Raw genomic sequence first — 22740 nt, 5'->3', positions numbered from 1 at the left:
CGCGCCATCGTAGGGAACGCATCCGTGCGAGTGGTGCCGCCCGTGCTGGGAGGATGGCCGATGTGACTGGAACGACTGGAACGCTCGTGCTCGCAGGGACCCCCATCGGCGACGTGGCGGACGCCCCGCCACGGCTCGCCGCCGAACTGGAGACGGCCGACGTGGTGGCCGCCGAGGACACCCGGCGGCTGCGCCGGCTCACCCAGGCGCTCGGTATCCACACGACGGGGCGTGTCGTCTCCTACTTCGAGGGCAACGAGTCCGCGCGTACGCCGGAACTCGTCGAGGCGCTGGTCAACGGGGCGCGCGTCCTGCTGGTCACCGACGCCGGGATGCCGTCCGTCTCCGACCCCGGCTACCGGCTCGTTGCCGCGGCCGTCGAGAAGGACATCAGGGTCACCGCCGTGCCGGGCCCGTCGGCCGTGCTGACGGCGCTCGCCCTGTCCGGGCTGCCGGTGGACCGGTTCTGCTTCGAGGGCTTCCTGCCGCGAAAGGCGGGCGAGCGGCTCGGGAAACTGCGCGAGGTCGCGGACGAACGCCGCACGATGGTCTTCTTCGAGGCACCCCACCGGCTGGACGACACCCTGGCCGCGATGGCCGAGGTGTTCGGCACGGACCGAAGGGCCGCCGTGTGCCGGGAGCTGACCAAGACGTACGAGGAGGTGAAGCGCGGCCCGCTCGGCGAGCTGGCCAGCTGGGCGGCCGAGGGCGTGCGCGGCGAGATCACCGTCGTCGTCGAGGGCGCCACGGCCGCCGGGAACGAGGGTCTGGACGCCGAGGAGCTGGTGCGCAGGGTGCAGGTGCGCGAGGAGGCGGGGGAGCGGCGCAAGGAGGCCATCGCCGCGGTCGCCGCCGAGGCCGGACTGCCCAAGCGTGAGGTGTTCGATGCGGTGGTCGCGGCAAAGAACGCGGCCAGAACGGGTACCGCGGAGGGCAAGGGACTAGCCTGACGGTAAAGCGCGAGCCGCGTACCCGGGCCCTTTGGCCATGGATGGGCCAAGAGCGTTCCAACACTCGGCAGACCTGGTGCGTCGCCGCCGGGAAAGGCGTCCACTTGAAGGTGGAACGCACCACCCGGAGTGCTTGTCCGGAGTGCTTGTCCGGCGGACAAGAGGAGCAGGCATGAGTGAGATCGCAGCAAGCACCGTGCACGAGGCCTACGCGTTCGCCTGCATGCGGTGCGGATACGGCTGGGAACAGGCCTACGAGATAGAGCACCACGTGGACGGCGCCGGCCACGCCTTCGTGGTGTACACGGCCGACGGCGAGCGTGTGCCCTCGCCCCTGTCCACCCCGACCTGCGCGAACTGCGACGGGCACGTGGTCCGGATCATGCGGTCCGGCCGGGTCTCCACCGTTCAGCGGCTGCTCCGGCAGAAGCAGGCCGACCCCGAGGCGGCCGTGGAGGAAGCGGCCGTACCCGCCGCCGTCCTGGCACCGGGCGCCGCACCCCACCACTGGCGACCGTCCGACCTGCTGCGTCCCTTCCACCGCCGGTGACGGCCACCGCGGACGGGAGCCCTTCCCACCCGCGGTGGGGCGGGGTCCGCGCCCTCGTAGAGTCGTGGGCATGAGCCGTACCGACGCGCCGCCGCTGCCCGAACCCCTCCGGGTTCCGGTCGCCGATTCGCACACCCATCTGGACATGCAGGACGGAACCGTCGAAGAGGGCCTGGCCCGGGCGGCGGCGGTCAACGTGACCGCCGTCGTCCAGGTGGGCTGCGACGTGGCGGGCTCGCGCTGGGCGGCCGCGACCGCGGCGGCCCACCCCTCCGTCCACGCCTCCGTCGCCCTCCACCCCAACGAGGCACCGCGCATCGTGCACGGCGACCCGGAGGGCTCGGCGCGACAGGGGGTCCGCGAGCCGGGCGGGAAGGCGGCGCTGGACGAGGCGCTCGCCGAGATCGACGCGCTGGCCGCACTCGACCACGTACGCGGTGTCGGGGAGACCGGGCTCGACCACTTCCGTACGGGCCCCGAGGGCATCGCCGCCCAGGAGGAGTCCTTCCGGGCGCACATCGAGATCGCCAAGCGGCACGGCAAGGCCCTGGTCATCCACGACCGCGACGCGCACGCGGACGTGCTGCGCATCCTGGCCGACGCGGGCGCGCCGGAGCGGACGGTCTTCCACTGCTACTCCGGTGACGCCGACATGGCCCGGATCTGCGCGGCGGCCGGGTACTTCATGTCGTTCGCCGGCAACGTCACCTTCAAGAACGCCCAGCCGCTGCGCGACGCACTGGCCGTGGCGCCGGCCGAGCTCGTGCTCGTCGAGACGGACGCGCCCTTCCTCACCCCCGCCCCGTACCGAGGACGGCCCAACGCTCCCTACCTCATTCCGGTGACGCTCCGCGCGATGGCCGAGGTGCGGGGCACGGACGAGGACAGACTGGCCTCCGCCGTCTACGACAACACCGCGCGAGCGTTCGATTTCTGACCCCGGTACGCCACGCCGGGTAGCCACCTTGCTCCGGAGGGGGGGGCTCCCCCGGCGCCGGGGGGGCCTCCCCCGGCCGCCCCCGGCCCCCCGGGGCCGGGCTCGACGACGGCGACGAGGTCGTCGGCCGCCGGGAGGTAGGGGAGGCCGGGCCGTGCGACAGGACCGGGAGGCGGCGGAGCCCTGGGAGGCCCGGGGCGGGGTGGGCGGCGGATCCCGGACCCGGTGGCGGCCGTAGGCTTGACGGGTGAGCACCACTGAGCCCGACGCCCTCCTGGGCCCCGCAGACATCCGCGAGCTGGCCGCAGCGCTGGGCGTACGCCCCACGAAGCAGCGCGGTCAGAACTTCGTCATCGACGCCAACACGGTCCGCAGGATCGTACGGACCGCCGGGGTGCGGCCCGACGACGTGGTGGTCGAGGTCGGGCCCGGTCTGGGCTCGCTGACCCTGGCCCTGCTGGAAGCGGCCGACCGGGTCGTCGCCGTCGAGATCGACGACGTGCTCGCGGGCGCCCTGCCGGCCACGGTCGCCGCCCGGCTGCCCGGACGCGCCGACCGCTTCACCCTCGTGCACTCGGACGCGATGCTGGTCACGGAGCTGCCCGGCCCGGCGCCCACCGCCCTGGTCGCCAACCTCCCGTACAACGTCGCCGTGCCGGTCCTGCTCACGATGCTGGAGCGCTTCCCCACCATCGAGCGGACCCTCGTGATGGTGCAGGCCGAGGTCGCCGACCGGCTGGCCGCCAAGCCGGGCAACAAGGTCTACGGGGTGCCGTCGGTCAAGGCCAACTGGTACGCCGACGTCAAGCGCGCCGGGTCCATCGGCCGCACGGTGTTCTGGCCCGCGCCCAACGTCGACTCGGGGCTGGTGTCCCTGGTGCGGCGTACCGAGCCGATCCGGACCACCGCGAGCCGGACCGAGGTCTTCGCCGTCGTCGACGCCGCCTTCGCCCAGCGCCGCAAGACACTGCGCGCCGCCCTGGCCGGCTGGGCGGGCTCCGCGCCGGCGGCCGAGGCTGCCCTGGTCGCGGCGGGCATCTCGCCGCAGGCACGCGGCGAGATGCTGACCGTCGAGGAGTTCGCCGCCGTCGCCGAGAACAAGCCGGAGCCCTCCGCATGACCCACAGCGTCACCGTCCGTGTGCCCGCCAAGGTCAACGCGCAGCTCGCGGTCGGCGCCCCGCGACCCGACGGCTTCCACGACCTGGCCAATGTCTTCCTCGCCGTCGGCCTGTACGACGAGGTCACCGTCACCCCCGCCGACGAGCTGCGCGTCACCTGCTCCGGCCCGGACGCCGCCCAGGTCCCGCAGGACGCCACCAACCTCGCGGCCCGCGCCGCGATCGCGCTGGCCGGGCGGCACGGCATCGCACCCGACGTGCACATCCACATCGCCAAGGACATCCCCGTCGCGGGCGGCATGGCGGGCGGCAGCGCCGACGGCGCCGCCGCGCTGCTGGCCTGCGACACCCTGTGGTCCACCGGCGCGACCCGCGACGAACTGCTCGCCATCTGCGCCGAGCTGGGCAGCGACGTGCCGTTCAGCCTGGTCGGCGGGGCAGCCCTCGGCGTCGGCCGCGGCGAGCAGCTGACCACGGCCGACGTCGGCGGCACCTTCCACTGGGTCTTCGCGGTCGCCGACGGCGGACTCTCCACCCCGGCGGTCTACGGCGAGTTCGACCGGCTCACCGCCGGTACGGACGTGCCCGAACCCGCCGCCTCCGCCGCGCTCCTGGCCGCGTTGCGCTCCGGGGACACCACCGCGCTCGCGGGAGCCCTGAGCAACGACCTGCAGGCCGCGGCGCTCTCGCTGCGCCCCGCACTGGCCGACACCCTCGCGGCGGGCACCGCCGCGGGCGCCCTGGCCGCGCTGGTCTCGGGTTCCGGGCCGACCACGGCGTTCCTGGTGGCCGACGCGGAGTCGGCGCGGAAGGTGGCCGACGCGCTGCTCACCTCGGGGACGTGCCGCACCGCCCGGGTGGCCGTGTCCCCGGCGCCGGGCGCCACGGTCGTCTGACCGCCGGTACTCGGACGGGAATTGAGTACGGTCGCGCTGCCGCCCCCGGGCGTGCGGCGCGACCGTATCCGTATGGGATCAAGTGTTCGCGAACTGGCCGGGGCGACGCCCGTCACCCGGGACCGCTACATCGACCTGCTGCGGGTCGCCTCGCTCGGGACGGTCGTCCTCGGCCACTGGCTGATGGCCGCCGTCACCACCGGCGGGGTCGGCAACCTCCTCGCCGTCGTCCCCGGACTGCAACCGCTGACCTGGGTGCTCCAGATCATGCCGGTGTTCTTCTTCGTCGGCGGCTTCTCCCACGCCCTGTCCTACCGTTCACTGCTCCGCAAGCGCCCCGAGGGCTCCACGGACTCCGTCTACTCGGCGTTCCTGCGGGCCCGGCTCCAGCGGCTGCTACGGCCCACCATGGTCTTCGTCCTGGTGTGGGGCGCCGCCGCGCTGATCGTGCAACTGCTCGGCGGGGGCGGCGGACTGACCGGCGTCACACTCCGGCTGGTGACCCAGCCGCTCTGGTTCATCGGGATCTACCTGGCGATGGTGGCGTTCACCCCGCCGCTGCTGAAGCTCCACGACCGCTACGGCTGGGGGGCGTTCGCCGCGCTCGCGGGGGCCGCCGCCGCGGTGGACGTACTGAGGTTCGCCGCCGGGGTGCCGTACCTCGAATTCCTCAACTTCGCGTTCGTCTGGCTCGCCGTGCACCAGCTCGGCTTCCTGCGCGCCGACGGCCGGATCCGCCGCCCCGCGCTCCTCGCCGGGGCCGGACTGGGCGCGGCCGCCGCGCTGGTGGCCCTCGGCCCGTATCCGCTGTCGATGGTCGGCATGCCCGGCGAAAAGATCAGCAACATGGCCCCGCCCACCCTCGCGCTGCTGTGCCACGGCCTCTGGCTCGTCGGCGCGGTGGAGCTGCTGCGTGCTCCCGGGGCGCGGCTGGTGGCCCGGCCCCGGGTCTGGCGCACGGTCGTGGCCGCCAACGGCGTCGCCATGACCGCGTTCCTCTGGCACCTCACCGCGATGCTCGGCGTGTACGGGGCGATGCTCGCCCTCGGCATCCCGCTGCCCGAGCCGGCCACCGGCGCCTGGTGGGCGCAGGTGCCGCCGCGGATCGCGGTGGCCGCCGCGGTCACCGCGGCCCTGGTCGCCGTCTTCCGCACCTTCGAACGGCCGGTCTCCGCCGTCCCCGGCCGGGGCGACCGCTCGGGCCCCCTCTCGGCCCTCGGAGTGACGCTCACCCTGCTGGGGGTGCTCGGCCTGTCCATGGTCGGCTACGGCGGACTGCTGGAAGGCCACACGGCACTGCTGATCGCCGTACGGGTCAGCGCCCCGGCGGCCGTGGCGATGGCACTCGGCGGCTGGCTGCTCGTGGAGCGCGCGGGCCGGTGAGCGGGGTGTGCGCCTGCGGGAAGCCACTCAACGGCCGTAGTGGTCAAGGGCGGGGCAAAGGCCGCCGGGCGCGCACCGTCAGCCGAGTTCCAGGGACTTCTTCGCCAGCTCGTACGCGGGCAGCATCTCCCGGTGCTCCTCGGAGTCCAGCCCGCCCAGGTGCACCACGACCGGGCCGTCCGGTGTCGCGACCGCGAAGGCGCTCTCCGTCTTCCGCCCGTCCAGCACCTCCACCGTGTAGGTGACCTCCGCGGCTTCCACCGACCCCGCTTCCATCGCCTCGTACGACGCCCCGGAGGCCTTCGGATCGCCGGCCACGAAATCCTCCAGCGCCGCTCGCGGCGCGGTGCCGGGACCCTTGCCCCGCCAGACCCGGAGGTAGCCGATGTTGCCGGCCGGCTTGGCGTCGATCTCGCAGACCATCGTGGCCGAGCCCTGCTGCCCCAGTGCCACCGCGAGCTCGGAGCCGGGGTCCACATCGACGGCCTGCGGCTTCCAGTCCGCCGCCAGGTCGAAGGTCACCGGCAGCTCGCAGGCCGAGCCCGCGCCGCCGAGCGTGCCGCCCTTCGCGGCGGCCTGCGGGCTCGCGGTCCCGGCCGCCTTCGAGGGGGCGCCGTCCCCGTTCTTCCCCGGGTCCGCGTCCGTACCGCCGGCGGAGCAGCCCGCCGCAGCCGTGGCCGCCAGGACCACCGGTATCAAGGTCCGCATCGTGACACGCATCATGAAGTCCCCCACCCCGGAGATGTTCCGTACCGCTCCGACCTGGGGTTACTCCCCATGATCGATCGCCGCACGCTATCGCACCTCCCACGGCGACTACTCTGGGACGTCGAGCGGTCCCCACCGCAGGGATCCCCGACGCAGGAGTGAAATGGCCGTCAATCTGGTCAATGTCGAGCAGGTCAGCAAGGTGTACGGCACCCGTGCCCTGCTCGACGGTGTATCCCTCGGGGTGTCCGAGGGCGACCGGATCGGCGTCGTCGGCCGCAACGGCGACGGCAAGACGACGCTCATCCGGATGCTCGCCAAGCTGGAGGACGCGGACACCGGCCGGGTCACCCACAACGGCGGGCTGCGCCTGGGTGTCCTCACCCAGCACGACTCGCTCGACCCGAAGGCCACCATCCGTCACGAGGTCATCGGCGATCTCGCCGACCACGAGTGGGCGGGCAGCGCGAAGATCCGCGACGTGCTGACGGGGCTGTTCGGCGGCCTCGCCCTGCCGGGCTTCGAGCACGGCCTGGACACCGTCATCGCCCCGCTCTCCGGTGGTGAGCGGCGCCGCATCGCACTGGCCAAGCTGCTCATCGGCGAGCCGGACCTGATCGTCCTCGACGAGCCCACCAACCACCTCGACGTCGAGGGCATCTCCTGGCTCGCCGGGCACCTGCGTACCCGCCGCTCCGCACTCGTCTGCGTCACCCACGACCGATGGTTCCTCGACCAGGTCTGCACCAGCATGTGGGACGTCCAGCGTGGCTCCGTCCACGAGTACGAGGGCGGCTACAGCGACTACGTGTTCGCCCGGGCCGAGCGGGAGCGGATCGCCGCGACCGAGGAGTCCAAGCGGCAGAACCTGATGCGCAAGGAGCTGGCCTGGCTGCGGCGCGGAGCCCCCGCCCGTACGTCCAAGCCGCGCTACCGCATCGAGGCGGCCAACGAGCTGATCGCCGATGTGCCGCCGCCGCGCGACACCAGCGAGCTGATGAAGTTCGCCAACGCGCGGCTCGGCAAGACCGTCTTCGACCTGGAGGACGTGACCGTCCAGGCCGGCCCCAAGACCCTGCTCACCCACCTCACCTGGCAGCTCGGCCCCGGTGACCGCATCGGCCTGGTCGGTGTGAACGGCGCGGGCAAGACCTCGCTGCTCCGGGCGCTCGCCGAGGCCTGCCGCACCCAGGGCGACGTGCAGCCCGCGGACGGCAGGATCGTCGTCGGCAAGACGGTCAAGCTGGCCTACCTCTCGCAGGAGGTCGCGGAGCTCAACCCGAACCTGCGCGTGCTCGAAGCCGTCCAGCAGGTACGCGACCGGGTCGACCTCGGCAAGGGCCGGGAGATGACGGCCGGCCAGCTCTGCGAGCAGTTCGGCTTCACCAAGGAGAAGCAGTGGACCCCGGTCGGCGACCTGTCCGGTGGTGAGCGGCGGCGGCTGCAGATCCTGCGGCTGCTGATGGACGAGCCCAACGTCCTCTTCCTCGACGAGCCCACCAACGACCTGGACATCGAGACCCTGACCCAGCTGGAGGACCTCCTCGACAGCTGGCCCGGGTCGATGATCGTGATCTCCCACGACCGGTTCTTCATCGAGCGGACCACCGACAAGGTGATGGCCCTCCTCGGGGACAGGGCGCTGCGGATGCTGCCGCGCGGGATCGACGAGTACCTGGAGCGCAGGCAGCGGATGGAGGAGACGGCCACGCCCGCCTCCGCCGCGGCGGCCTCGGCGCCCCGGACGGCACCGGCGGAGGCCGTGTCGCCGCAGGCGGCGCGTGCCGCGAAGAAGGAACTGCAGAAGGTCGAGCGGCAGCTCGACAAGATGTCGACCAGGGAGACGGCCCTGCACGCGCAGATCGCCGACAACGCCACGGACTTCGGCAAGGTGGCCGAGCTCGACGCGGAACTGCGGGAACTGGTCGCGGAACGGGACGTGTTGGAGATGCGCTGGCTCGAACTGGCCGAGGACGCCTGACCGCAGGCGCATGACGAGCCCTCCGGTGCAGGTGGGGCCGCAGGGTCGGGTGAGGCGGGTGGTAGAAAGTAGGCTGCCCGAATCGCGGTGACCTTGCGGTGGCCGTGCCGCTCGAAGGGGGACGCGCAGATGACCCAGCCACCCGGCCAGCAACCGCCGCAGGGGGGCTTCGGGGCACCGTACGACCCCCCGCAGGGCCCACCGCCCGCAGGCCCGTCGTACGGCTACCCGCCCGCGTCCCCGTCGTACGGCTACCCCCCGGCGCAGGGCGCCCCGCAGGGGCCGTACACCCAGCAGCCGGGCCCCTACGGGCAGCAGCAGCCCGGACCGTACACCCAGCAGCCGGGTCATTACGGGCAGCGGGCGCCGGGGCCGTACGCCCCGCAGCCCGGGCCGCAGGGCCATCCGCCGCAGGCGCCGTACGGGGCCGGCTCCCCGCCGCCGGGGACCGGCGGGTCCGGGAGCGGGCGCGGGCCGTTCGGGGGCAGAGCCGGGCTGGTCATCGGTGCCGTTCTCGCCGTGCTGCTCGTCGCCGGGGGCGGCGTCTGGTTCGCCACGAGCGGCGACGGGAGCGACGCGAAGCCCGTGGCGGGAAAGGGCACTGGGGACCCGACCGGCTCGGGCTCCGGCAAGGACGACGGCAAGGACGAGAAGACCGCCGGACCGACCGCCGCCGAGCTCAACGCCGCCCGCAAGCCCGGTGAGGCGAAAGTGCTCTGGCTGCGGGAGAACGGCGTCGACCTGCCGCAGTACGGGGAGGAGGCGTACGGCCCCTGGTTCGCCGGGGACACCGTCGTCAAGGCCATGTACCGCACGGTCTCCGGCTACGCGCAGTCCGACGGCGCGGAGAAGTGGTCCCTCGCCCTGCCCACCGACCTCTGCGCGGCGCCCTCCCTGCCCACCGACGACGGGAAGATCGTCGTCGGCGTCGAGGACAACGTCTCGGAGCGGGAGGCGGACTGCTCGGTCCTGCAGATGATCGATCTGCGCACCGGCAAGGCGGGCTGGAAGAAGACGGTCGACCGCAGCGACATCCAGGACGGGCTGTCGCACGTCGCGATGTCGGTGAGCGGGGACACGGTGACCTTCGGGCGCACCGGCAACACCGACGCCTTCCGGGTCAGTGACGGGACGAAGCTGTTCGGCAAGCGGAAGGATGTCTGCCAGCCGTTCGCCTTCACCAGCGGCCCCCGGATGATCGCCGCCGTCAGCTGCCAGGTGGAGCCCGCCGACCCCGTCCGCCAGCAGGTCCAGGAGGTCGACCCGGTCACCGGAAAGCCGCTGTGGACGTACCGGGTGAAGGACGGCTGGAAGATCACGCACGTGTTCTCGGCGCGGCCGCTCGTCATCGCGATCCAGAAGGACGAGCAGTGGGCCGGGGTCGTCCTCGACGAGGACGGCGGTTACCGCTCCGAGTTGGTCACCGGCACCGAGAACTACGCGGTGAGGTGCGGCGAGGACTCCGTGGAGACCGGCGGCACCCTGGACGGCTGCGCCGGGGTCACGGCCGACGCGGACAAGCTGTACCTGGCGACCCTGCCCAAGGTGACCAAGGAGTCCAGCACCAACAAGGTCGTCGCCTTCGACCTGGCGACAGGCCGGACCGTGTGGGACGTGACCGGGCCCGAGGACCAGAACGTTCTGCCGCTGCGGATGGAGGGCGACGACGTACTGATCCGTGTGGAGCCCTCATACCGCAAGGGCGGCTCGTTCGCCACGCTCGCCTCCTCCGGGGGCGCGCTCAGGACGCTGCTCCGGCATCCGGCGGCGGGCGCCCCGACGGAGGCGACGCTCTTCCGGGCGAGGGCCGCCTATGTCGACGGGCGTGCCTTCGTCATGGCGAGCCGCATCAGCGCGGACGACGACGCGGAGGAGATGGCGGCCACGGCCCTGATGGTCTTCGGCAGGTGAGGGTTCCGTGTGATCCGCTGATTACGGCACAAAAGCGGGTGATACGTCAGGAAGTGTCTGCGGCATTTCGTCAAAGCCGCCTACGTCGGGGCAAGTTGACGGAGCGTCGGCCGCAGGGCTCCCGGCCGGGTCCCGTGCATGCGTAACGGCGGCATCACGAGCCGGTCCTCCCTTGGGAACAGGGGGCGGACCGACCCGGTGTGCGGCGTCAGGCGGGTGGTACAAAGAAGCCCCGCTCGACTGTCGTAACACCGCGGACTCCATGTCCCATTCGCTCCTTTCCGGGGGCATCCCGCCCTGCCGGAATCGCGGGGGAGAACGAACAGGACACCGGACCGCACCGCACGAAGGGGGACGTGCTGATGACCCAGCCGCCCAGCCAGCAACCGCCGCAGGGAGGCTTCGGGTCTCCGCAGGAGCCGCCGCAGGGAGCTCCTCAGCCGCCGCCGCCACCCCAGACCCCGCCGCAGGCGCCCGGAGGCGCACCGCAGACGCCGCCTCCCGGCGCGCCGCAGCCCCAGCCCGGCTACGGCTACCCGCAGGCCCCCGGCGAGCAGCCGGGTTACGGCTACCCGCAGGCCCCGGGCCCGTACAGCCAGCAGCCCGGCCCGTACGGCGCCCAGCCCGGCCCCTACGGACAGCCGGCCCAGCCGGGCCCGTACACGCAGCCGGGGGCCTACGGTCAGCCCACGCAGCCCGGGGCATACGGTCAGCCGACGCAGCCCGGCGGTCACGGCTACCCGCAGCAGCAGTACCCCGGCGCGCCCGTCCCCGGCGGCTCCGGCACGGGCGGCCCCTTCAAGGGCAAGCCCGCGGTCGTCATCGGTGCGGCGCTCGCCGCGCTGCTCGTCGTCGGCGGTGGCATCTTCCTCGCCACGAGCGGCGACGACGAGAAGAAGCCCGTCGCCAGGACCAGCACCGGGCCGGCGGATCCGAGCGCCTCGCCCACCGTCGACGAGGGTGACGGCAACGGCGACGGCCGCGAGGTGGACGACGACCTCAACGCGGGGCGCAAGGCGGGCGAGGCCAAGGTCCTCTGGCTCACGACGAACGACATCGACCTCCCGCGCAACGGCGCGGACGTGCACGGCCCCTGGATCGTCGGTGACACGATCGTCAAGGGCATGTACCGCTCGCTCGCGGGCTACTCGGTGGCCGACGGCAAGCAGAAGTGGACCCTCGCGCTGCCCGCGGACCTCTGCGCGGCGCCCAACAACCCCACGGCCGACGGCAAGATCGTCATCGGTGTGGAGAACGGCACCACGGACAAGGCCGACTGCGCCGATCTGCAGATGGTCGACCTCAACACCGGCAAGGCCGGCTGGAAGAAGTCGATCACGAAGAACGGCACCTGGGACCTGATGTCCGACATCGGCCTGGCGATCAGCGGCGACACCGTGACCGTCGGCCGTACCGGCAACTCCAACGCCTACCGGGTCAGCGACGGCAAGGAGCTGTTCGGCAAGCCCGCGGGCACCTGCCAGCCGTTCGCCTTCGCCGGCGGCCCCAAGCTGATCGCCGCGACCAGCTGCCGCACCGATGACGTGGAAAACCCCCAGCACCAGGTCCAGGAGATCGACCCCTCCACGGGGAAGCCCAAGTGGACGTACAAGCCCCAGCGCGGCTGGGAGGTCGACAAGGTCTACTCGGTGAGTCCCCTCGTCGTCTCGCTGACCCAGCGCGAGGAGAAGAAGTGGTCCATCCTCGCCATCAAGGAGAACGGCACGCTCCGTTCCCAGCTGGTGGGTGACAAGGAGGACAAGTTCGCCGTGGACTGCGGCAACGACTTCTCGATCTTCGGTGAGAAGCTCGAAGGCTGTACCGGGATCGCCGCGGACGCCAACAGCTTCTACATGGCGACCGAGGACGACACCAGCGGTTCCAGCCGTACCAACAAGGTCGTCGCGTTCGACCTGAACACCGGCAAGCCGAAGTGGAAGTCCGCGGCCCCCGCCGGACGCGTCGTGAAGCCGCTGCGGATGGAGGGCGGCAACGTCCTGCTCTACGTGGAGGCCACGTACGACAAGGGCGGGGCGATCGCCACGCTCGCGCCGACCGGCGGCGCGCCCGCCGTGGTGCTGCAGCACCCGGCCTCGACGACCCGGATCGAGAGCTCCTTCTTCACGTCGGAGATCGCTTACGCGGGTGGCCGTTCCTTCATCGTGAGCGGGCGCGTCAGTGCCTCGAACGACAAGGAAGAGAAGTCGCAGAAGACCATGATGGCCTTCGGCAAGTGACGGATCACGACGGTACCCGCAGCCCCCTCTCCTCAGACCCCTCAGAGGTACGTACGCCATGACTCAGCCGCCCCAGCCGCCCAACGATCCGCCCCAGGGCGGATTCGGAGCCCCGCAGGACCCGCCGCCGGGCGGATTCGGCGCGCCCACCCCGCCGCCCGCCGACCCGTTCGGCAAGCAGCCGCCCGCCGAACCGCCGACCCCGCCCGCGGGCGGCTACGGCAGCCCGCCGCCCCCGCCCGGCGGATTCGGCGCCCCGCAGACGCCTCCGTCCGGCCAGGGGCAGAACCCGTCGTACGGCTACCCGCAGGGACCTGCGCCGGGCCAGGGGCAGAACCCGTCGTACGGCTATCCGCAGGGGCAGCCGCCGACGCAGCCCGGCTACGGATTCCCGCAGCAGGTACCGCCCGGCGTGCCCCCGCAGCAGGGGTACGGCTATCCGACCGCTCCGATGCAGCAGCAGTACGGGGCACCGCAGCCGGACAACGGCGGCAAGAAGTTCTCCACGCAGACGCAGATCATCCTCGCCGCGGTCGTCGCCGTGGTGCTGATCGTCGGCGGCGGAGTCATCTACGCCTCCAGCGGCGGTGACGACGAGGGCGGCAAGAAGACCGAGGCGTCCTCGGCCGGCACGACCGGTGAGGGCAAGGGCGGTTCGGGCAGTGGACCGGGCGGCGGCGGCACCGAGGAGGCGCCGGCGGACCCCAAGTCCTCCGTGGGCTTCCAGCTGCCCCACCCGAAGGTCACCGAGACCACCACGGTCAGCGGTTCCTGGCTGACCGACAAGGCGTACGTGAAGACCGGCCTCTTCGAGATCGTCGGCTACGACATCGCCAAGGGCACCGAGCTCTGGTCGATCCCGCTGGAGGGCCAGCTCTGCGCCGCCTCCCGGCACATGAGCAAGGACTACAAGACCGCGGTCCTCTTCGAGGACGGCAAGCCGACCAAGGGGGACAAGTACCCCTCCTGCAGCCAGGTCGGCGCGCTCGACCTGGCCACCGGCAAGCTGCTCTGGAACAAGTCGGTCACCTCCGCGTCGAGCGGCGACCAGGCCGTCAAGTTCGACGAGGTGACGCTCAGCGGCACCACGGTCGCCACGGGCGGAACCAGCGGCGGCGCCGCGTTCAACCTCACCACCGGCGCCGAGCTGTGGAAGCCGAAGACCGACACGGACAACTGCTACGACAAGGGCTACGGCGGCGGCGCGGCCCTCGCCGCGGTCCGCAAGTGCGGCTCCTACGACGAACCTCAGCTCACGATCCAGGCACTGGACCCTGCCACCGGCGCCCCGCTGTCCTCGTACGAGATGCCGGCCGGTGTCGAGTACGCGAGCATCGTCTCCACGAAGCCACTCGTCGTCGCGGCGGATGTCGGCAGGACCGCCGGTGACGGCAGCGGCATCTCGGACTTCTTCTCCATCGACGCGGCGACCGGCAAGCTGATCGTCCGGATCTCCGCCGACGCCGACCAGTACGCGGCGCGCTGCGGCTCCACCGAGGTCGAGACCTGCGGTTCGGTGACCGTCGGCAACAACCGGATCTACGTGCCGACCGAGGAGCACGAGGGCGGCGGGGAGTACGGCGACACCAACGAGATCGTCGCCTTCGACCTGACCACCGGGAAGCTCGTCGGCGGCAAGGCGGACGCCGGCGACCGCTACACGCTGACCCCGCTGCGGATGGACGGCACCAACGTCATCGCGTACAAGGAGCCCCCGTACGACAAGGGCGGCCAGATCGTCTCCATCGACGGCTCCACCTTCAAGGAGACCGTGCTGATGCAGAATCCGGACGACGAGGCGGTCAGGGACGCGGAGACCAGCTTCTCCTTCGACTACGCCGAGTTCATCTACGGGAAGGGCCGGCTGTTCATCTCCGAGACGATGATCAGTGAGCCCCGCAAGAGCGCGTTCGACGACAAGGAGTACCTCGTCGTCTCCTTCTCCACCAGCTGAACCCTCCGCGGGTGAGCGGTGACGGCCCTGCCGGTTGATCAGTCGACCGGCAGGGCCGGTCGTTTTCTGACCGTCAAGTAGCCCTGAATGAAGCGTGATTCGGCATTCTGGGGGGCTTCTGCCGGGTAGAGGGCGCGCCATCTCGAACAAGCGTGTAACTTGCCGGGGCATGGGGCCGGGGGGCCTGTTTCCAGAGTTGCACAGCAGTACATGGGGGGTTGCTCGATGGGCGTGCGGCTCATGGTGGTCGATGACCACCGTCTGCTCGCCGAGGCGCTCGCCTCGGCATTGAAACTGCGCGGCCACCGTGTACTCGCGGCAGCCGCGCCGACGTCCGGTGCCGCCGAGCTGGTGATCAGCCGGGCGCCGGAGGTCTGCCTGTTCGGCACGGCGGCGCCCGCCGAGCCGGGTGCGTTCGACCCGATCGTGCGGATCGGGCGGGAACGCCCGCAGGTGGCCGTCGTGGTGCTCGGCCCGGTGCCGAGCCCGCGCGGGATCGCGGCGGCCTTCGCCGCGGGGGCGGCCGGATACGTCCGTCACGACGAGCGCATAGAGGGTGTCGAACGCGCCATGGCCAAGGCCCGCGCGGGCGAGGCCGCGGTCGCCCCGCAGCTGCTGCGGGGGGCGTTCGCCGAGCTGCTGCATCCGGCGGTCCAGCCGGACGACGAGGGCCAGCGGCTGCTGCGGATGCTCACCCCGCGCGAGGTCGAGGTGCTGGTGCGGGTGGCCGAGGGCGAGGACACCCGGCTGATCGCGGCCGGGATGGGCATCGCGCCGAGCACCGCGCGGACGCATGTGCAGCGCGTCCTGATGAAGCTGGGCGTCAGTTCCCGGCTGGAGGCCGCGGCCCTCGCGGCCCGTACGGGGCTTCTGGACCGGGCGGCGGACACACGGCAGGGGCCGGACGGCCTCGCCTGAACGGATGAACGGGTGACGGTCCGGCGCCCGTGGTGCGGCGGAGGCCGTTCTGCGGCGTGACGGGCCCGCGTGCCGAGGGTGCCCGCGCGTGAACCGTGGAGCGGCCGGTCGTCGAGGCACCGCGCCGCCACCGCCCTCCGCCTGGGCGTCCGTGCCCGCACCGCCCCTCCGCCTGCGCGCCTGCGCCGGCACCGCCCTCCGCCTGGGCATCCGTACGGGAGCCGGCCCTTCGCGCCCGGGCGTCCGTGCCCGCACCGTCCTCCGCCTGGGTGCCAGTGCCCGCACCACCCTCCGCCAGGTTGCCCACGGAGTGTCGAAAACTATGCCTTCACGTGGGGAATCCGCACGATAGTCGTGCCCGTCTCTGTTCGATCCTGATCGCACCGGGTCATCCCGCAGGTGGGGCGGCCTCGGCGGGCATTGACGTGCGTGTTTGCTTGTGGTTTGTTGTGTGCGGTTATGTTTGACGGGGTTGCATGGAGGAGCCTGGTGAAGAAGACGGTCACGACACTCGCCGACGGCCGGGAGCTGATCTACTACGACTCCGCGGACGACGTCGTCCGCGATGCCGTCGACCGGCGGCCGCTGGACGCCGTCTCCGCGTCTGAGGGGGACTCGGAGATCCGCCGCGATCCGCTGCTCGGCGACGCGGTGGCCATCGCCTCGCACCGGCAGGGACGCACGTACCACCCGCCCGCCGACGAGTGCCCGCTCTGCCCCTCACGGGAGGGCAGGCTCAGCGAGATCCCCGACAGCCACTACGACGTCGCCGTCTTCGAGAACCGCTTCCCGTCACTGGCCGGTGACTCGGGCCGCTGCGAGGTCGTCTGCTTCACCTCCGACCACGACGTGTCCTTCGCCGGACTCACCGAGGAGCAGGCCGCCCTGGTCCTGGACGCCTGGACCGACCGTACGGCCGAACTCGCCGAACTCCCGCAGGTCACCCAGGTGTTCTGCTTCGAGAACAGGGGCGCCGAGATCGGTGTCACCCTCGGCCACCCGCACGGGCAGATCTACGGATACCCCTTCGTCACCCCGCGCACCGAGCTGATGATGCGCTCGGCCGCCAACCACCTGGCGGAGACCGGCCGCAACCTCTTCGACGACGTCGTCGCCCGGGAGCTGGCCGACGGCGACCGTGTCGTCCTGGAGGGCGAGCACTGGGTCGCCTTCGTGCCGTACGCGGCGCACTGGCCCTACGAGGTCCACCTCCACCCGCGCCACCGCGTACCCGACCTGCGGGAGCTCGACGACGCCGCCCGCACAGAGTTCCCACAGATCTATCTGGAACTATTGAGGCGATTCGACCGGATCTTCGGCCCCGGAGAGCCGCCGACCCCGTACATCTCGGCCTGGCACCAGGCGCCGTTCGGGGTCCCCGGCCGGGAGGAGTTCGGGCTGCACCTGGAGCTTTTCACCATCCGGCGCACCTCCGGCAAGCTGAAGTTCCTCGCGGGCTCCGAGTCCGGCATGAGCGTGTTCATCAACGACGTGCCGCCGGAGGCCGCGGCCCAGCGACTGCGAGAGGTAGCGAGCGAGTGAGCAACCCCGGTAAGAAGTACCTGGTGACAGGCGGCGCGGGATACGTCGGCAGTGTCGTCGCCGCGCATCTGCTGGAGGCAGGTCACACCGTGACCGTCCTCGACGACCTGTCGACCGGCTTCCGCGAGGGAGTCCCCGACGGGGCCGAATTCATCGAGGGCCGCGTCCAGGACGCCGCCAAGTGGCTGGACTCCTCGTACGACGGGGTGCTGCACTTCGCCGCGTACTCCCAGGTCGGCGAGTCCGTCGTCAACCCCGAGAAGTACTGGGTGAACAACGTCGGCGGCACCACAGCCCTGCTCTCCGCCATGCGCGACGCCGGCGTGCGGACCCTGGTCTTCTCCTCCACCGCCGCCACCTACGGCGAGCCGGTCTCCAGCCCCATCACGGAGTCCGACCCGACCGCCCCCACCAGCCCGTACGGCGCCTCCAAGCTGGCCGTCGACCACATGATCACCGGTGAGGCGGCCGCGCACGGCCTGGCCGCCGTCTCGCTGCGCTACTTCAACGTCGCCGGGGCCTACGGCAGCTGCGGCGAGCGCCACAGCCCCGAGTCGCACCTGATCCCGCTGGTCCTCCAGGTCGCACTCGGACAGCGCGAGGCGATCTCCGTGTACGGGGACGACTACCCGACCCCGGACGGCACCTGCGTACGCGACTACATCCACGTCGCCGACCTCGCCGACGCCCATCTGCTGGCCCTGGAAACGGCCACCGCGGGCGAACACCTGATCTGCAACCTCGGCAACGGCAACGGCTTCTCCGTGCGGGAGGTCATCGAGACCGTCCGGCAGGTCACCGGCCACCCCGTACCCGAGATCGCCGCCCCGCGACGCGGAGGCGACCCGGCCGTCCTCGTCGCCTCCGCCGCCACCGCCAGGAAACGGCTCGGCTGGCAGCCGTCCCGCGCCGACCTGGCCGGAATCGTCGCCGACGCCTGGACGTTCGCCCGCCGAGAGGAACCCACCACGCCATGACCGAGAACGCCGATCTGACCGCCACCTTCACCGAGCTCTACGGAACCGCGCCCGAGGGGATCTGGGCGGCGCCCGGACGAGTGAACCTGATCGGTGAGTACACCGACTTCAACGACGGCTTCGTCATGCCGCTCGCCCTCCCGCACACCGCCCGCGCGGCCGTCGCCCGCCGTACGGACGGCGTGCTGCGGCTGCACTCCACCGACGTACCCGGCGGCGTCGTGTCCCTGCGCGTCGACGAGCTGACCCCGCACTCCGGCCACGGCTGGGCGGCTTACCCGGCGGGTGTCGTCTGGGCCCTGCGGGAGGCCGGCCACCCCGTCACCGGCGCGGACATCCAGCTCACGTCCACCGTCCCGGTGGGTGCCGGGCTCTCCTCGTCCGCCGCCCTGGAGGTCGTCACCGGCCTCGCGCTGAACGACCTCTTCGCACTCGGCCTGAGCGCCCCGGAGCTCGCCGTGCTCGGCCAGCGCGCCGAGAACGCGTTCGTCGGAGTGCCCTGCGGCGTCATGGACCAGATGGCCTCGGCCTGCTGCACCGAGGGACACGCCCTGTACCTCGACACCCGTGACCTCACCCAGCGCCAGGTCCCCTTCGACCTGGCGGCGCACGGGCTGCACCTGCTGGTCGTCGACACCCGGGTCAAGCACGCCCTGGGTGACGGCGCCTACGCGGAACGCCGCGCGGGCTGCGAGGCGGGGGCCCGCGCCCTGGGCATCGGCACCCTGCGGGACCTCCCGTACGAGGGTCTCGACGCCGCGCTCGACACCCTGGCGGCGGCGGGCGAGGACGAGTCCGTCGTGCGCTACGTCCGCCATGTGGTGAGCGACAACCACCGGGTGGAGCAGGTCATCGCGCTGCTCGACGCGGGCGAGGTGCGCGCGGCGGGCCCGGTGCTCAACGCGGGACACGTCTCGCTCCGCGACGATCTGCGGGTCTCCTGCCCGGAGCTGGACCTGGTGGTCTCCTCGGCGAACGCGGCCGGGGCACTCGGGGCCAGGATGACCGGCGGCGGCTTCGGCGGTTCGGCGATCGTGCTGGTGGAGGAGGCGGCGGCCGACACGGTCGCCAAGTCCGTGAGCGAGGCGTTCACTTCCGCCGGTTACGCCGCCCCAGGAGTCTTCCCCGCGGTTCCCTCGGCGGGGGCCCGACGGGTGTCAGCCGCTTGACCAGGATGAATTCGGCGACGCCGGGCGGATAGTCCTTGATCTCGCCGACCACCTCGTACCCCTGCTTCCGGTAGAAGCCGGGGGCCTGGAAGTCCCAGGTCTCCAGCCGGGAGCGGGTGCAGGACCGGTCGTCGTGGGCGAGGCGTTCCGCCTCGGCGAGCAGCCGTGCGCCGAGGCCCAGGCCGCGGTGGCGGGCGTCCACCCAGAGCAGGTCCACATGGAGCCAGTAGGCCCAGGTCCGCCCGGACAGCCCGCCGACGAGTGCCCCACGCCCGTCCAGGAGCCAGACCTCCAGGGGGACTTCGTGTTCGGCGGGGGTGGACCGCAGGGCGCGCAGCCCGGGCGATCCGTTCCGGTTGTCCTCGTGCAGCCGGCGGCCCAGCAGAATGCGACGTTCCTTGTCCACTTCTGTCTCAAGACGGAACATGGAGCACACCCTAAACACCTTCGGCTGTCAGTTCCGTGAATCGCCTTCCGCGGTTCACCGCCCGCCGTACGCTGATGCACAGCACCGGTGGGGGCCGGTGCTGATTCAGGGGACGAGACAGTCGGATACGACGCCCGGGACGGGTGACGGCCGGACACGGCGGCGGCCGTGGACGGCGGTTCGCCACAGACGTCGCGGGCGTCGTATCCGCAGTGATCCGTCCCGTTCGGGGCAGGCCGATCAGGGGCGCCCCGGGAAAGCACGCAGCATGGGGGTGTCTGTGGCTCGTATCCGGGTTCTCGTGGTCGACGACCACCGCATCTTTGCCGAGTCCCTCGCGGCGGCCCTCGCGGCCGAGCCGGACGTGGACGTGTCGGCGGCGGGCAGCGGTCCCGCCGCCCTGCGGTGTCTGGAGCGCGCGGCGGCCGAGGGGCGCCGTTACGACGTGATGCTGGTCGACGCCGAGCTGGGCATCCTGCCCACGGGCGCCCGCGCGGTGCCCGTCGCCGTACCGGACGGGAACGGCCAGGTGGACGGCATCTCGCTGGTGGCCGGGGTGCGTTCGGGACAGCCGTCGATCCGTACGGTGGTGCTCGCCGAGAAGGACGACCCGCGCAGGGCCGCGCTGGCACTGCAGGCGGGGGCTTCGGGCTGGGTCGCCAAGGACTGCTCGCTGCAACGGCTGCTGGCGGTCATACGCGGCGTGCTGCGGGACGAGACGCATCTGCCGGCCGCGCTGCTGACCGGCGTCCTGCGGGAGCTGACCGCGGCGCGCAAGCACCGCACCGAGAGCGAGCGGCTCGTGGAGTCGCTGACACCGCGCGAGCGTGAGGTGCTGCGCTGCATGGTGGCGGGTCTGGGCCGCAAGGCGGTGGCGGAGCGGCTGTTCCTGTCCCCGCACACGGTGCGTACGCACATGCAGAACGTGCTGGGAAAGCTGGGTGTGCACTCGACGCTGGCCGCGGTGGCGCTGGCCCGGAGGGCCGGAGTGGGCCCGGCCGCGCTAGCCGGGGATGTTGTCGAACGGGGCGGTCAACTGGCGTAGCAGTCCGGCCAGTTCGGATCGCTGGTGGTGGGAGAGCTCGCCCAGGATGGCCCGCTCCTGGTCCAGCAGTCCGGCCAGCGACTGGTCGGCCTTGTCGCGGCCCTCCGCGGTCAGCCGTACGAGCACGCCGCGGCGGTCGTTCGGGTCGGGCAGCCGCTCGACGAGGTTCTTCTTGGTCAGCCGGTCGATGCGGTTGGTCATCGTGCCCGAGGTGACCAGGGTCTGGGTGAGGAGCTGGCCGGGGGAGAGCTGGTACGGGGCGCCGGCGCGGCGCAGCGACGTCAGGACGTCGAATTCCCAGGGCTCCAGGTGGTGCTCGGCGAAGGCGATCCTGCGGGCCCGGTCGAGGTGGCGGGCCAGGCGGGAGACGCGGCTCAGTACCTCGAGTGGTTCCACGTCGAGGTCAGGGCGCTCTCGGCGCCATGCAGCGACCAGCCGGTCGACCTCGTCCTCCATGTCGATCAGTGTAGAGGGTCCCTCGACATGAAGTCTCTTGAATTCAAGTGTCTTGACATCAAGATATTTCTGGGATGATCCTGGGCCCATGACCGCACCCACCTGGGATCCGCAGCAGTACCTGCGCCACGCCGACCACCGCACCCGGCCCTTCCACGACCTCCTGGCCCGGATCGGCCCGCTTCCCCACGACCGCGCCCCCCGCGTCGCCGACCTCGGCTGCGGCGCCGGCAACGTCACCGCCCTGCTGGCCGCGCGCTGGCCGCAGGCCCGCATCACCGGCTACGACAACTCCCCGGAGATGCTGGAGCGGGCCCGCGCCCACGCCGGACCCCGGCTGGACTTCGCCGAGGCCGACGCCGCGACCTGGACACCCGGCGAGACGTACGACCTGATCGTCTCCAACGCCCTGTTCCAGTGGGTCCCCGACCACGCGAGCCGCTTCCCCCGCTGGCTGGACGCCCTCGCCCCCGGCGGCACCCTCGCCTTCCAGGTCCCCGGCAACTTCGACGCCCCCAGCCACACCCTCATGCGCGAACTGGCCGGCTCCCCGGCCTGGCGGGACCGCCTGGGCGGCCTGCTGCGCCACGGGGACGCGGTGCTCGACCCCGAACGCTACCTGGAACGCCTGACGGCACCGGGCCGCACCGTGGACGTCTGGGAGACCACCTACCTCCACCCGCTGCCCGGCGAGGACCCCGTCCTGGACTGGGTCACGGGCACCGGCCTGCGCCCCGTCCTCACCGCCCTGGCCGACGACCCGGCAGCCCGCGACGCCTTCCTGGCCGCCTACCGCATCCTGCTGCGCGACGCCTACCCGGCGGGCCCGCACGGCACGGTCTTCCCGTTCCGCCGGATCTTCGCCGTGGCCCGCACCGCGGGATGAGCGCCCCGGCAGGCCGTCACAGCGCGGCCAGGGCCTCCGCGGAGATGTCGATGTCCACGGGGAAGGGGACACCCGTCTTCAGCCGGTCGTGATGGATCCCGGTCAGCGCGTACGCCTTCGTCACCGGATCCAGCTCGTAGACGCGCACAACGGGGTGCTGGTCGGTGCCGGTCATCTCGACCAGCCAGAAGTTCGCAATGCCGGCGGTCGCGTACTTGTGCGGTTTGGTCTCGCGGTCGCGGGCCTCGGAGTCGGGGGAGACCACCTCGACGGCGAGGAGGACGTCCGCGGCCTGGAAACGCGTCAGCTCCCGTCCGGTGGCCGCTTCCGCCCGGATCACGCAGACATCCGGTTCGGGAGCATTGCGCCGGTCGAGGACCACGGTCATCTCGCGGCGTGCCTTCAGCTCCGGCGGCGCGCAGTGACGAAGCCCGCTCATCAGCAGGTCGATCATCGTGCTGTGGAAATCTCGCTGCGGACTCACGAAAACCAGGCTCCCGTCGAGCAATTCCGTGTGCGGCGGGAGATCGGACAAGGTGAACAGGTCGTCCACCGTGTATCCGTCCTGCGGCGGCACCGGCCAGCGGCTGCTGTGCCCGGCGATCGGCTCGGCGGTCATGATTCCTCCCACGGACGGGATTCTGGTCCTGCACGACCACAGTATGGGCCGCTTCGCCGTCGCGTCATCACAAC

At 72.0% G+C, this 22740-nt stretch carries 20 protein-coding genes; 16 read left to right on the top strand and 4 right to left on the bottom strand.

The window, feature by feature from the left end; all coding sequences use genetic code 11:
• Positions 1–53 precede the first annotated feature (53 nt).
• From rsmI to ACFWVP_RS13930, 6 genes are all read left to right on the top strand, one after another.
• A complete protein-coding gene (gene rsmI / locus ACFWVP_RS13955) occupies positions 54–950 on the top strand; it encodes a 16S rRNA (cytidine(1402)-2'-O)-methyltransferase (RefSeq protein ID WP_384496420.1) in 897 nt (298 codons plus the stop codon).
• Positions 951–1122: 172 nt separating this feature from the next.
• Positions 1123–1500: a hypothetical protein gene (locus ACFWVP_RS13950; protein WP_384496418.1), complete on the top strand. Its 378-nt coding sequence runs from the start codon at positions 1123–1125 to the stop codon at positions 1498–1500.
• Positions 1501–1570: 70 nt separating this feature from the next.
• Entirely contained in the window at positions 1571–2437 is an 867-nt protein-coding gene (locus ACFWVP_RS13945) for a TatD family hydrolase (protein WP_384496416.1), read from the top strand.
• Positions 2438–2684: 247 nt separating this feature from the next.
• Positions 2685–3557, top strand: a complete 873-nt coding sequence (rsmA, locus tag ACFWVP_RS13940; RefSeq protein ID WP_384496414.1) for a 16S rRNA (adenine(1518)-N(6)/adenine(1519)-N(6))-dimethyltransferase RsmA — start codon at positions 2685–2687, stop codon at positions 3555–3557.
• On the top strand, positions 3554–4453 hold the full coding sequence (locus tag ACFWVP_RS13935) for a 4-(cytidine 5'-diphospho)-2-C-methyl-D-erythritol kinase (protein WP_384496413.1): 900 nt from the start codon (positions 3554–3556) through the stop codon (positions 4451–4453). The genes rsmA and ACFWVP_RS13935 overlap by 4 nt, the downstream gene beginning before the upstream one ends.
• Before the next feature lie 72 nt (positions 4454–4525).
• Entirely contained in the window at positions 4526–5836 is a 1311-nt protein-coding gene (locus ACFWVP_RS13930) for an acyltransferase (RefSeq protein ID WP_384496411.1), read from the top strand.
• Positions 5837–5914: 78 nt separating this feature from the next.
• Here ACFWVP_RS13930 and ACFWVP_RS13925 read toward each other — a convergent pair whose 3' ends face one another.
• The gene (locus ACFWVP_RS13925; RefSeq protein ID WP_384496409.1) at positions 5915–6559 is read right to left on the bottom strand and encodes a lipoprotein; all 645 of its coding nucleotides are present in this window, start codon (positions 6557–6559) and stop codon (positions 5915–5917) included.
• 148 nt (positions 6560–6707) lie between these two features.
• On the opposite strand from ACFWVP_RS13925, the gene ACFWVP_RS13920 reads away from it, so the two are divergent.
• The 8 genes from ACFWVP_RS13920 (at position 6708) to galK (ending at position 19233) form a co-directional block, all read left to right on the top strand.
• The gene (locus ACFWVP_RS13920) at positions 6708–8525 is read left to right on the top strand and encodes an ABC-F family ATP-binding cassette domain-containing protein (protein WP_384496407.1); all 1818 of its coding nucleotides are present in this window, start codon (positions 6708–6710) and stop codon (positions 8523–8525) included.
• Positions 8526–8654: 129 nt separating this feature from the next.
• Positions 8655–10436, top strand: a complete 1782-nt coding sequence (locus tag ACFWVP_RS13915; protein WP_384496405.1) for a PQQ-binding-like beta-propeller repeat protein — start codon at positions 8655–8657, stop codon at positions 10434–10436.
• Between the two features lie 362 nt (positions 10437–10798).
• Positions 10799–12673: a PQQ-binding-like beta-propeller repeat protein gene (locus ACFWVP_RS13910; RefSeq protein WP_384496403.1), complete on the top strand. Its 1875-nt coding sequence runs from the start codon at positions 10799–10801 to the stop codon at positions 12671–12673.
• A gap of 58 nt (positions 12674–12731) precedes the next feature.
• A complete protein-coding gene (locus ACFWVP_RS13905; protein WP_384496401.1) occupies positions 12732–14627 on the top strand; it encodes a PQQ-binding-like beta-propeller repeat protein in 1896 nt (631 codons plus the stop codon).
• 225 nt (positions 14628–14852) lie between these two features.
• The gene (locus ACFWVP_RS13900; protein WP_384496399.1) at positions 14853–15545 is read left to right on the top strand and encodes a LuxR C-terminal-related transcriptional regulator; all 693 of its coding nucleotides are present in this window, start codon (positions 14853–14855) and stop codon (positions 15543–15545) included.
• A 489-nt stretch (positions 15546–16034) separates the two neighbouring features.
• Positions 16035–17087, top strand: a complete 1053-nt coding sequence (galT, locus tag ACFWVP_RS13895) for a galactose-1-phosphate uridylyltransferase (protein WP_384496397.1) — start codon at positions 16035–16037, stop codon at positions 17085–17087.
• Complete coding sequence (galE, locus tag ACFWVP_RS13890) at positions 17084–18064, top strand: UDP-glucose 4-epimerase GalE (protein ID WP_384496395.1); 981 nt, start codon at positions 17084–17086, stop codon at positions 18062–18064. Before galT ends, galE begins: the two co-directional genes overlap by 4 nt.
• The gene (galK, locus tag ACFWVP_RS13885; protein ID WP_384496393.1) at positions 18061–19233 is read left to right on the top strand and encodes a galactokinase; all 1173 of its coding nucleotides are present in this window, start codon (positions 18061–18063) and stop codon (positions 19231–19233) included. Before galE ends, galK begins: the two co-directional genes overlap by 4 nt.
• Here the strand turns inward: galK and ACFWVP_RS13880 are convergent.
• Positions 19154–19660 (bottom strand): GNAT family N-acetyltransferase, encoded by a 507-nt coding sequence (locus ACFWVP_RS13880; RefSeq protein ID WP_384496392.1) that lies wholly within the window; start codon positions 19658–19660, stop codon positions 19154–19156. The two genes, galK and ACFWVP_RS13880, sit on opposite strands and share 80 nt — an antisense overlap.
• A 268-nt stretch (positions 19661–19928) precedes the next feature.
• Between ACFWVP_RS13880 and ACFWVP_RS13875 the strand changes: the two genes are divergently transcribed.
• On the top strand, positions 19929–20705 hold the full coding sequence (locus ACFWVP_RS13875; RefSeq protein ID WP_384496390.1) for a LuxR C-terminal-related transcriptional regulator: 777 nt from the start codon (positions 19929–19931) through the stop codon (positions 20703–20705).
• Here ACFWVP_RS13875 and ACFWVP_RS13870 read toward each other — a convergent pair.
• Positions 20664–21161, bottom strand: coding sequence for a MarR family winged helix-turn-helix transcriptional regulator (locus ACFWVP_RS13870; RefSeq protein ID WP_384496389.1), 498 nt, complete (start codon positions 21159–21161; stop codon positions 20664–20666). The genes ACFWVP_RS13875 and ACFWVP_RS13870 overlap by 42 nt on opposite strands.
• A gap of 88 nt (positions 21162–21249) precedes the next feature.
• Here ACFWVP_RS13870 and ACFWVP_RS13865 point away from each other — a divergent pair, with 88 nt between their 5' ends.
• Positions 21250–22047: a trans-aconitate 2-methyltransferase gene (locus ACFWVP_RS13865; RefSeq protein ID WP_384496387.1), complete on the top strand. Its 798-nt coding sequence runs from the start codon at positions 21250–21252 to the stop codon at positions 22045–22047.
• Positions 22048–22063: 16 nt separating this feature from the next.
• Here ACFWVP_RS13865 and ACFWVP_RS13860 read toward each other — a convergent pair whose 3' ends face one another.
• The gene (locus ACFWVP_RS13860; protein ID WP_384496539.1) at positions 22064–22666 is read right to left on the bottom strand and encodes a Uma2 family endonuclease; all 603 of its coding nucleotides are present in this window, start codon (positions 22664–22666) and stop codon (positions 22064–22066) included.
• Between the last annotated feature and the right edge of the window lie 74 nt (positions 22667–22740).

The sequence above is a fragment of the Streptomyces sp. NPDC058637 genome, assembly GCF_042717325.1.
Lineage (GTDB): Bacteria > Actinomycetota > Actinomycetes > Streptomycetales > Streptomycetaceae > Streptomyces.
The sequence above is the reverse complement of the archived record's forward strand: the minus strand, read 5'-3'. Positions and strand labels throughout refer to the sequence as shown.

Coding starts and splice junctions, on each gene's coding strand:
- ACFWVP_RS13870 (WP_384496389.1), bottom strand. CDS start 21,161: ATGGAGGACGAGGTCGACCGGCTGGTCGCTGCATGGCGCCGAGAGCGC.
- ACFWVP_RS13905 (WP_384496401.1), top strand. CDS start 12,732: ATGACTCAGCCGCCCCAGCCGCCCAACGATCCGCCCCAGGGCGGATTC.
- ACFWVP_RS13910 (WP_384496403.1), top strand. CDS start 10,799: ATGACCCAGCCGCCCAGCCAGCAACCGCCGCAGGGAGGCTTCGGGTCT.
- galK (WP_384496393.1), top strand. CDS start 18,061: ATGACCGAGAACGCCGATCTGACCGCCACCTTCACCGAGCTCTACGGA.
- ACFWVP_RS13925 (WP_384496409.1), bottom strand. CDS start 6,559: ATGATGCGTGTCACGATGCGGACCTTGATACCGGTGGTCCTGGCGGCC.
- rsmI (WP_384496420.1), top strand. CDS start 54: ATGGCCGATGTGACTGGAACGACTGGAACGCTCGTGCTCGCAGGGACC.
- ACFWVP_RS13860 (WP_384496539.1), bottom strand. CDS start 22,666: ATGACCGCCGAGCCGATCGCCGGGCACAGCAGCCGCTGGCCGGTGCCG.
- ACFWVP_RS13875 (WP_384496390.1), top strand. CDS start 19,929: ATGGGGGTGTCTGTGGCTCGTATCCGGGTTCTCGTGGTCGACGACCAC.
- ACFWVP_RS13930 (WP_384496411.1), top strand. CDS start 4,526: ATGGGATCAAGTGTTCGCGAACTGGCCGGGGCGACGCCCGTCACCCGG.
- ACFWVP_RS13865 (WP_384496387.1), top strand. CDS start 21,250: ATGACCGCACCCACCTGGGATCCGCAGCAGTACCTGCGCCACGCCGAC.
- ACFWVP_RS13935 (WP_384496413.1), top strand. CDS start 3,554: ATGACCCACAGCGTCACCGTCCGTGTGCCCGCCAAGGTCAACGCGCAG.
- ACFWVP_RS13915 (WP_384496405.1), top strand. CDS start 8,655: ATGACCCAGCCACCCGGCCAGCAACCGCCGCAGGGGGGCTTCGGGGCA.
- ACFWVP_RS13880 (WP_384496392.1), bottom strand. CDS start 19,660: ATGTTCCGTCTTGAGACAGAAGTGGACAAGGAACGTCGCATTCTGCTG.
- ACFWVP_RS13920 (WP_384496407.1), top strand. CDS start 6,708: ATGGCCGTCAATCTGGTCAATGTCGAGCAGGTCAGCAAGGTGTACGGC.
- ACFWVP_RS13950 (WP_384496418.1), top strand. CDS start 1,123: ATGAGTGAGATCGCAGCAAGCACCGTGCACGAGGCCTACGCGTTCGCC.
- ACFWVP_RS13945 (WP_384496416.1), top strand. CDS start 1,571: ATGAGCCGTACCGACGCGCCGCCGCTGCCCGAACCCCTCCGGGTTCCG.
- ACFWVP_RS13900 (WP_384496399.1), top strand. CDS start 14,853: ATGGGCGTGCGGCTCATGGTGGTCGATGACCACCGTCTGCTCGCCGAG.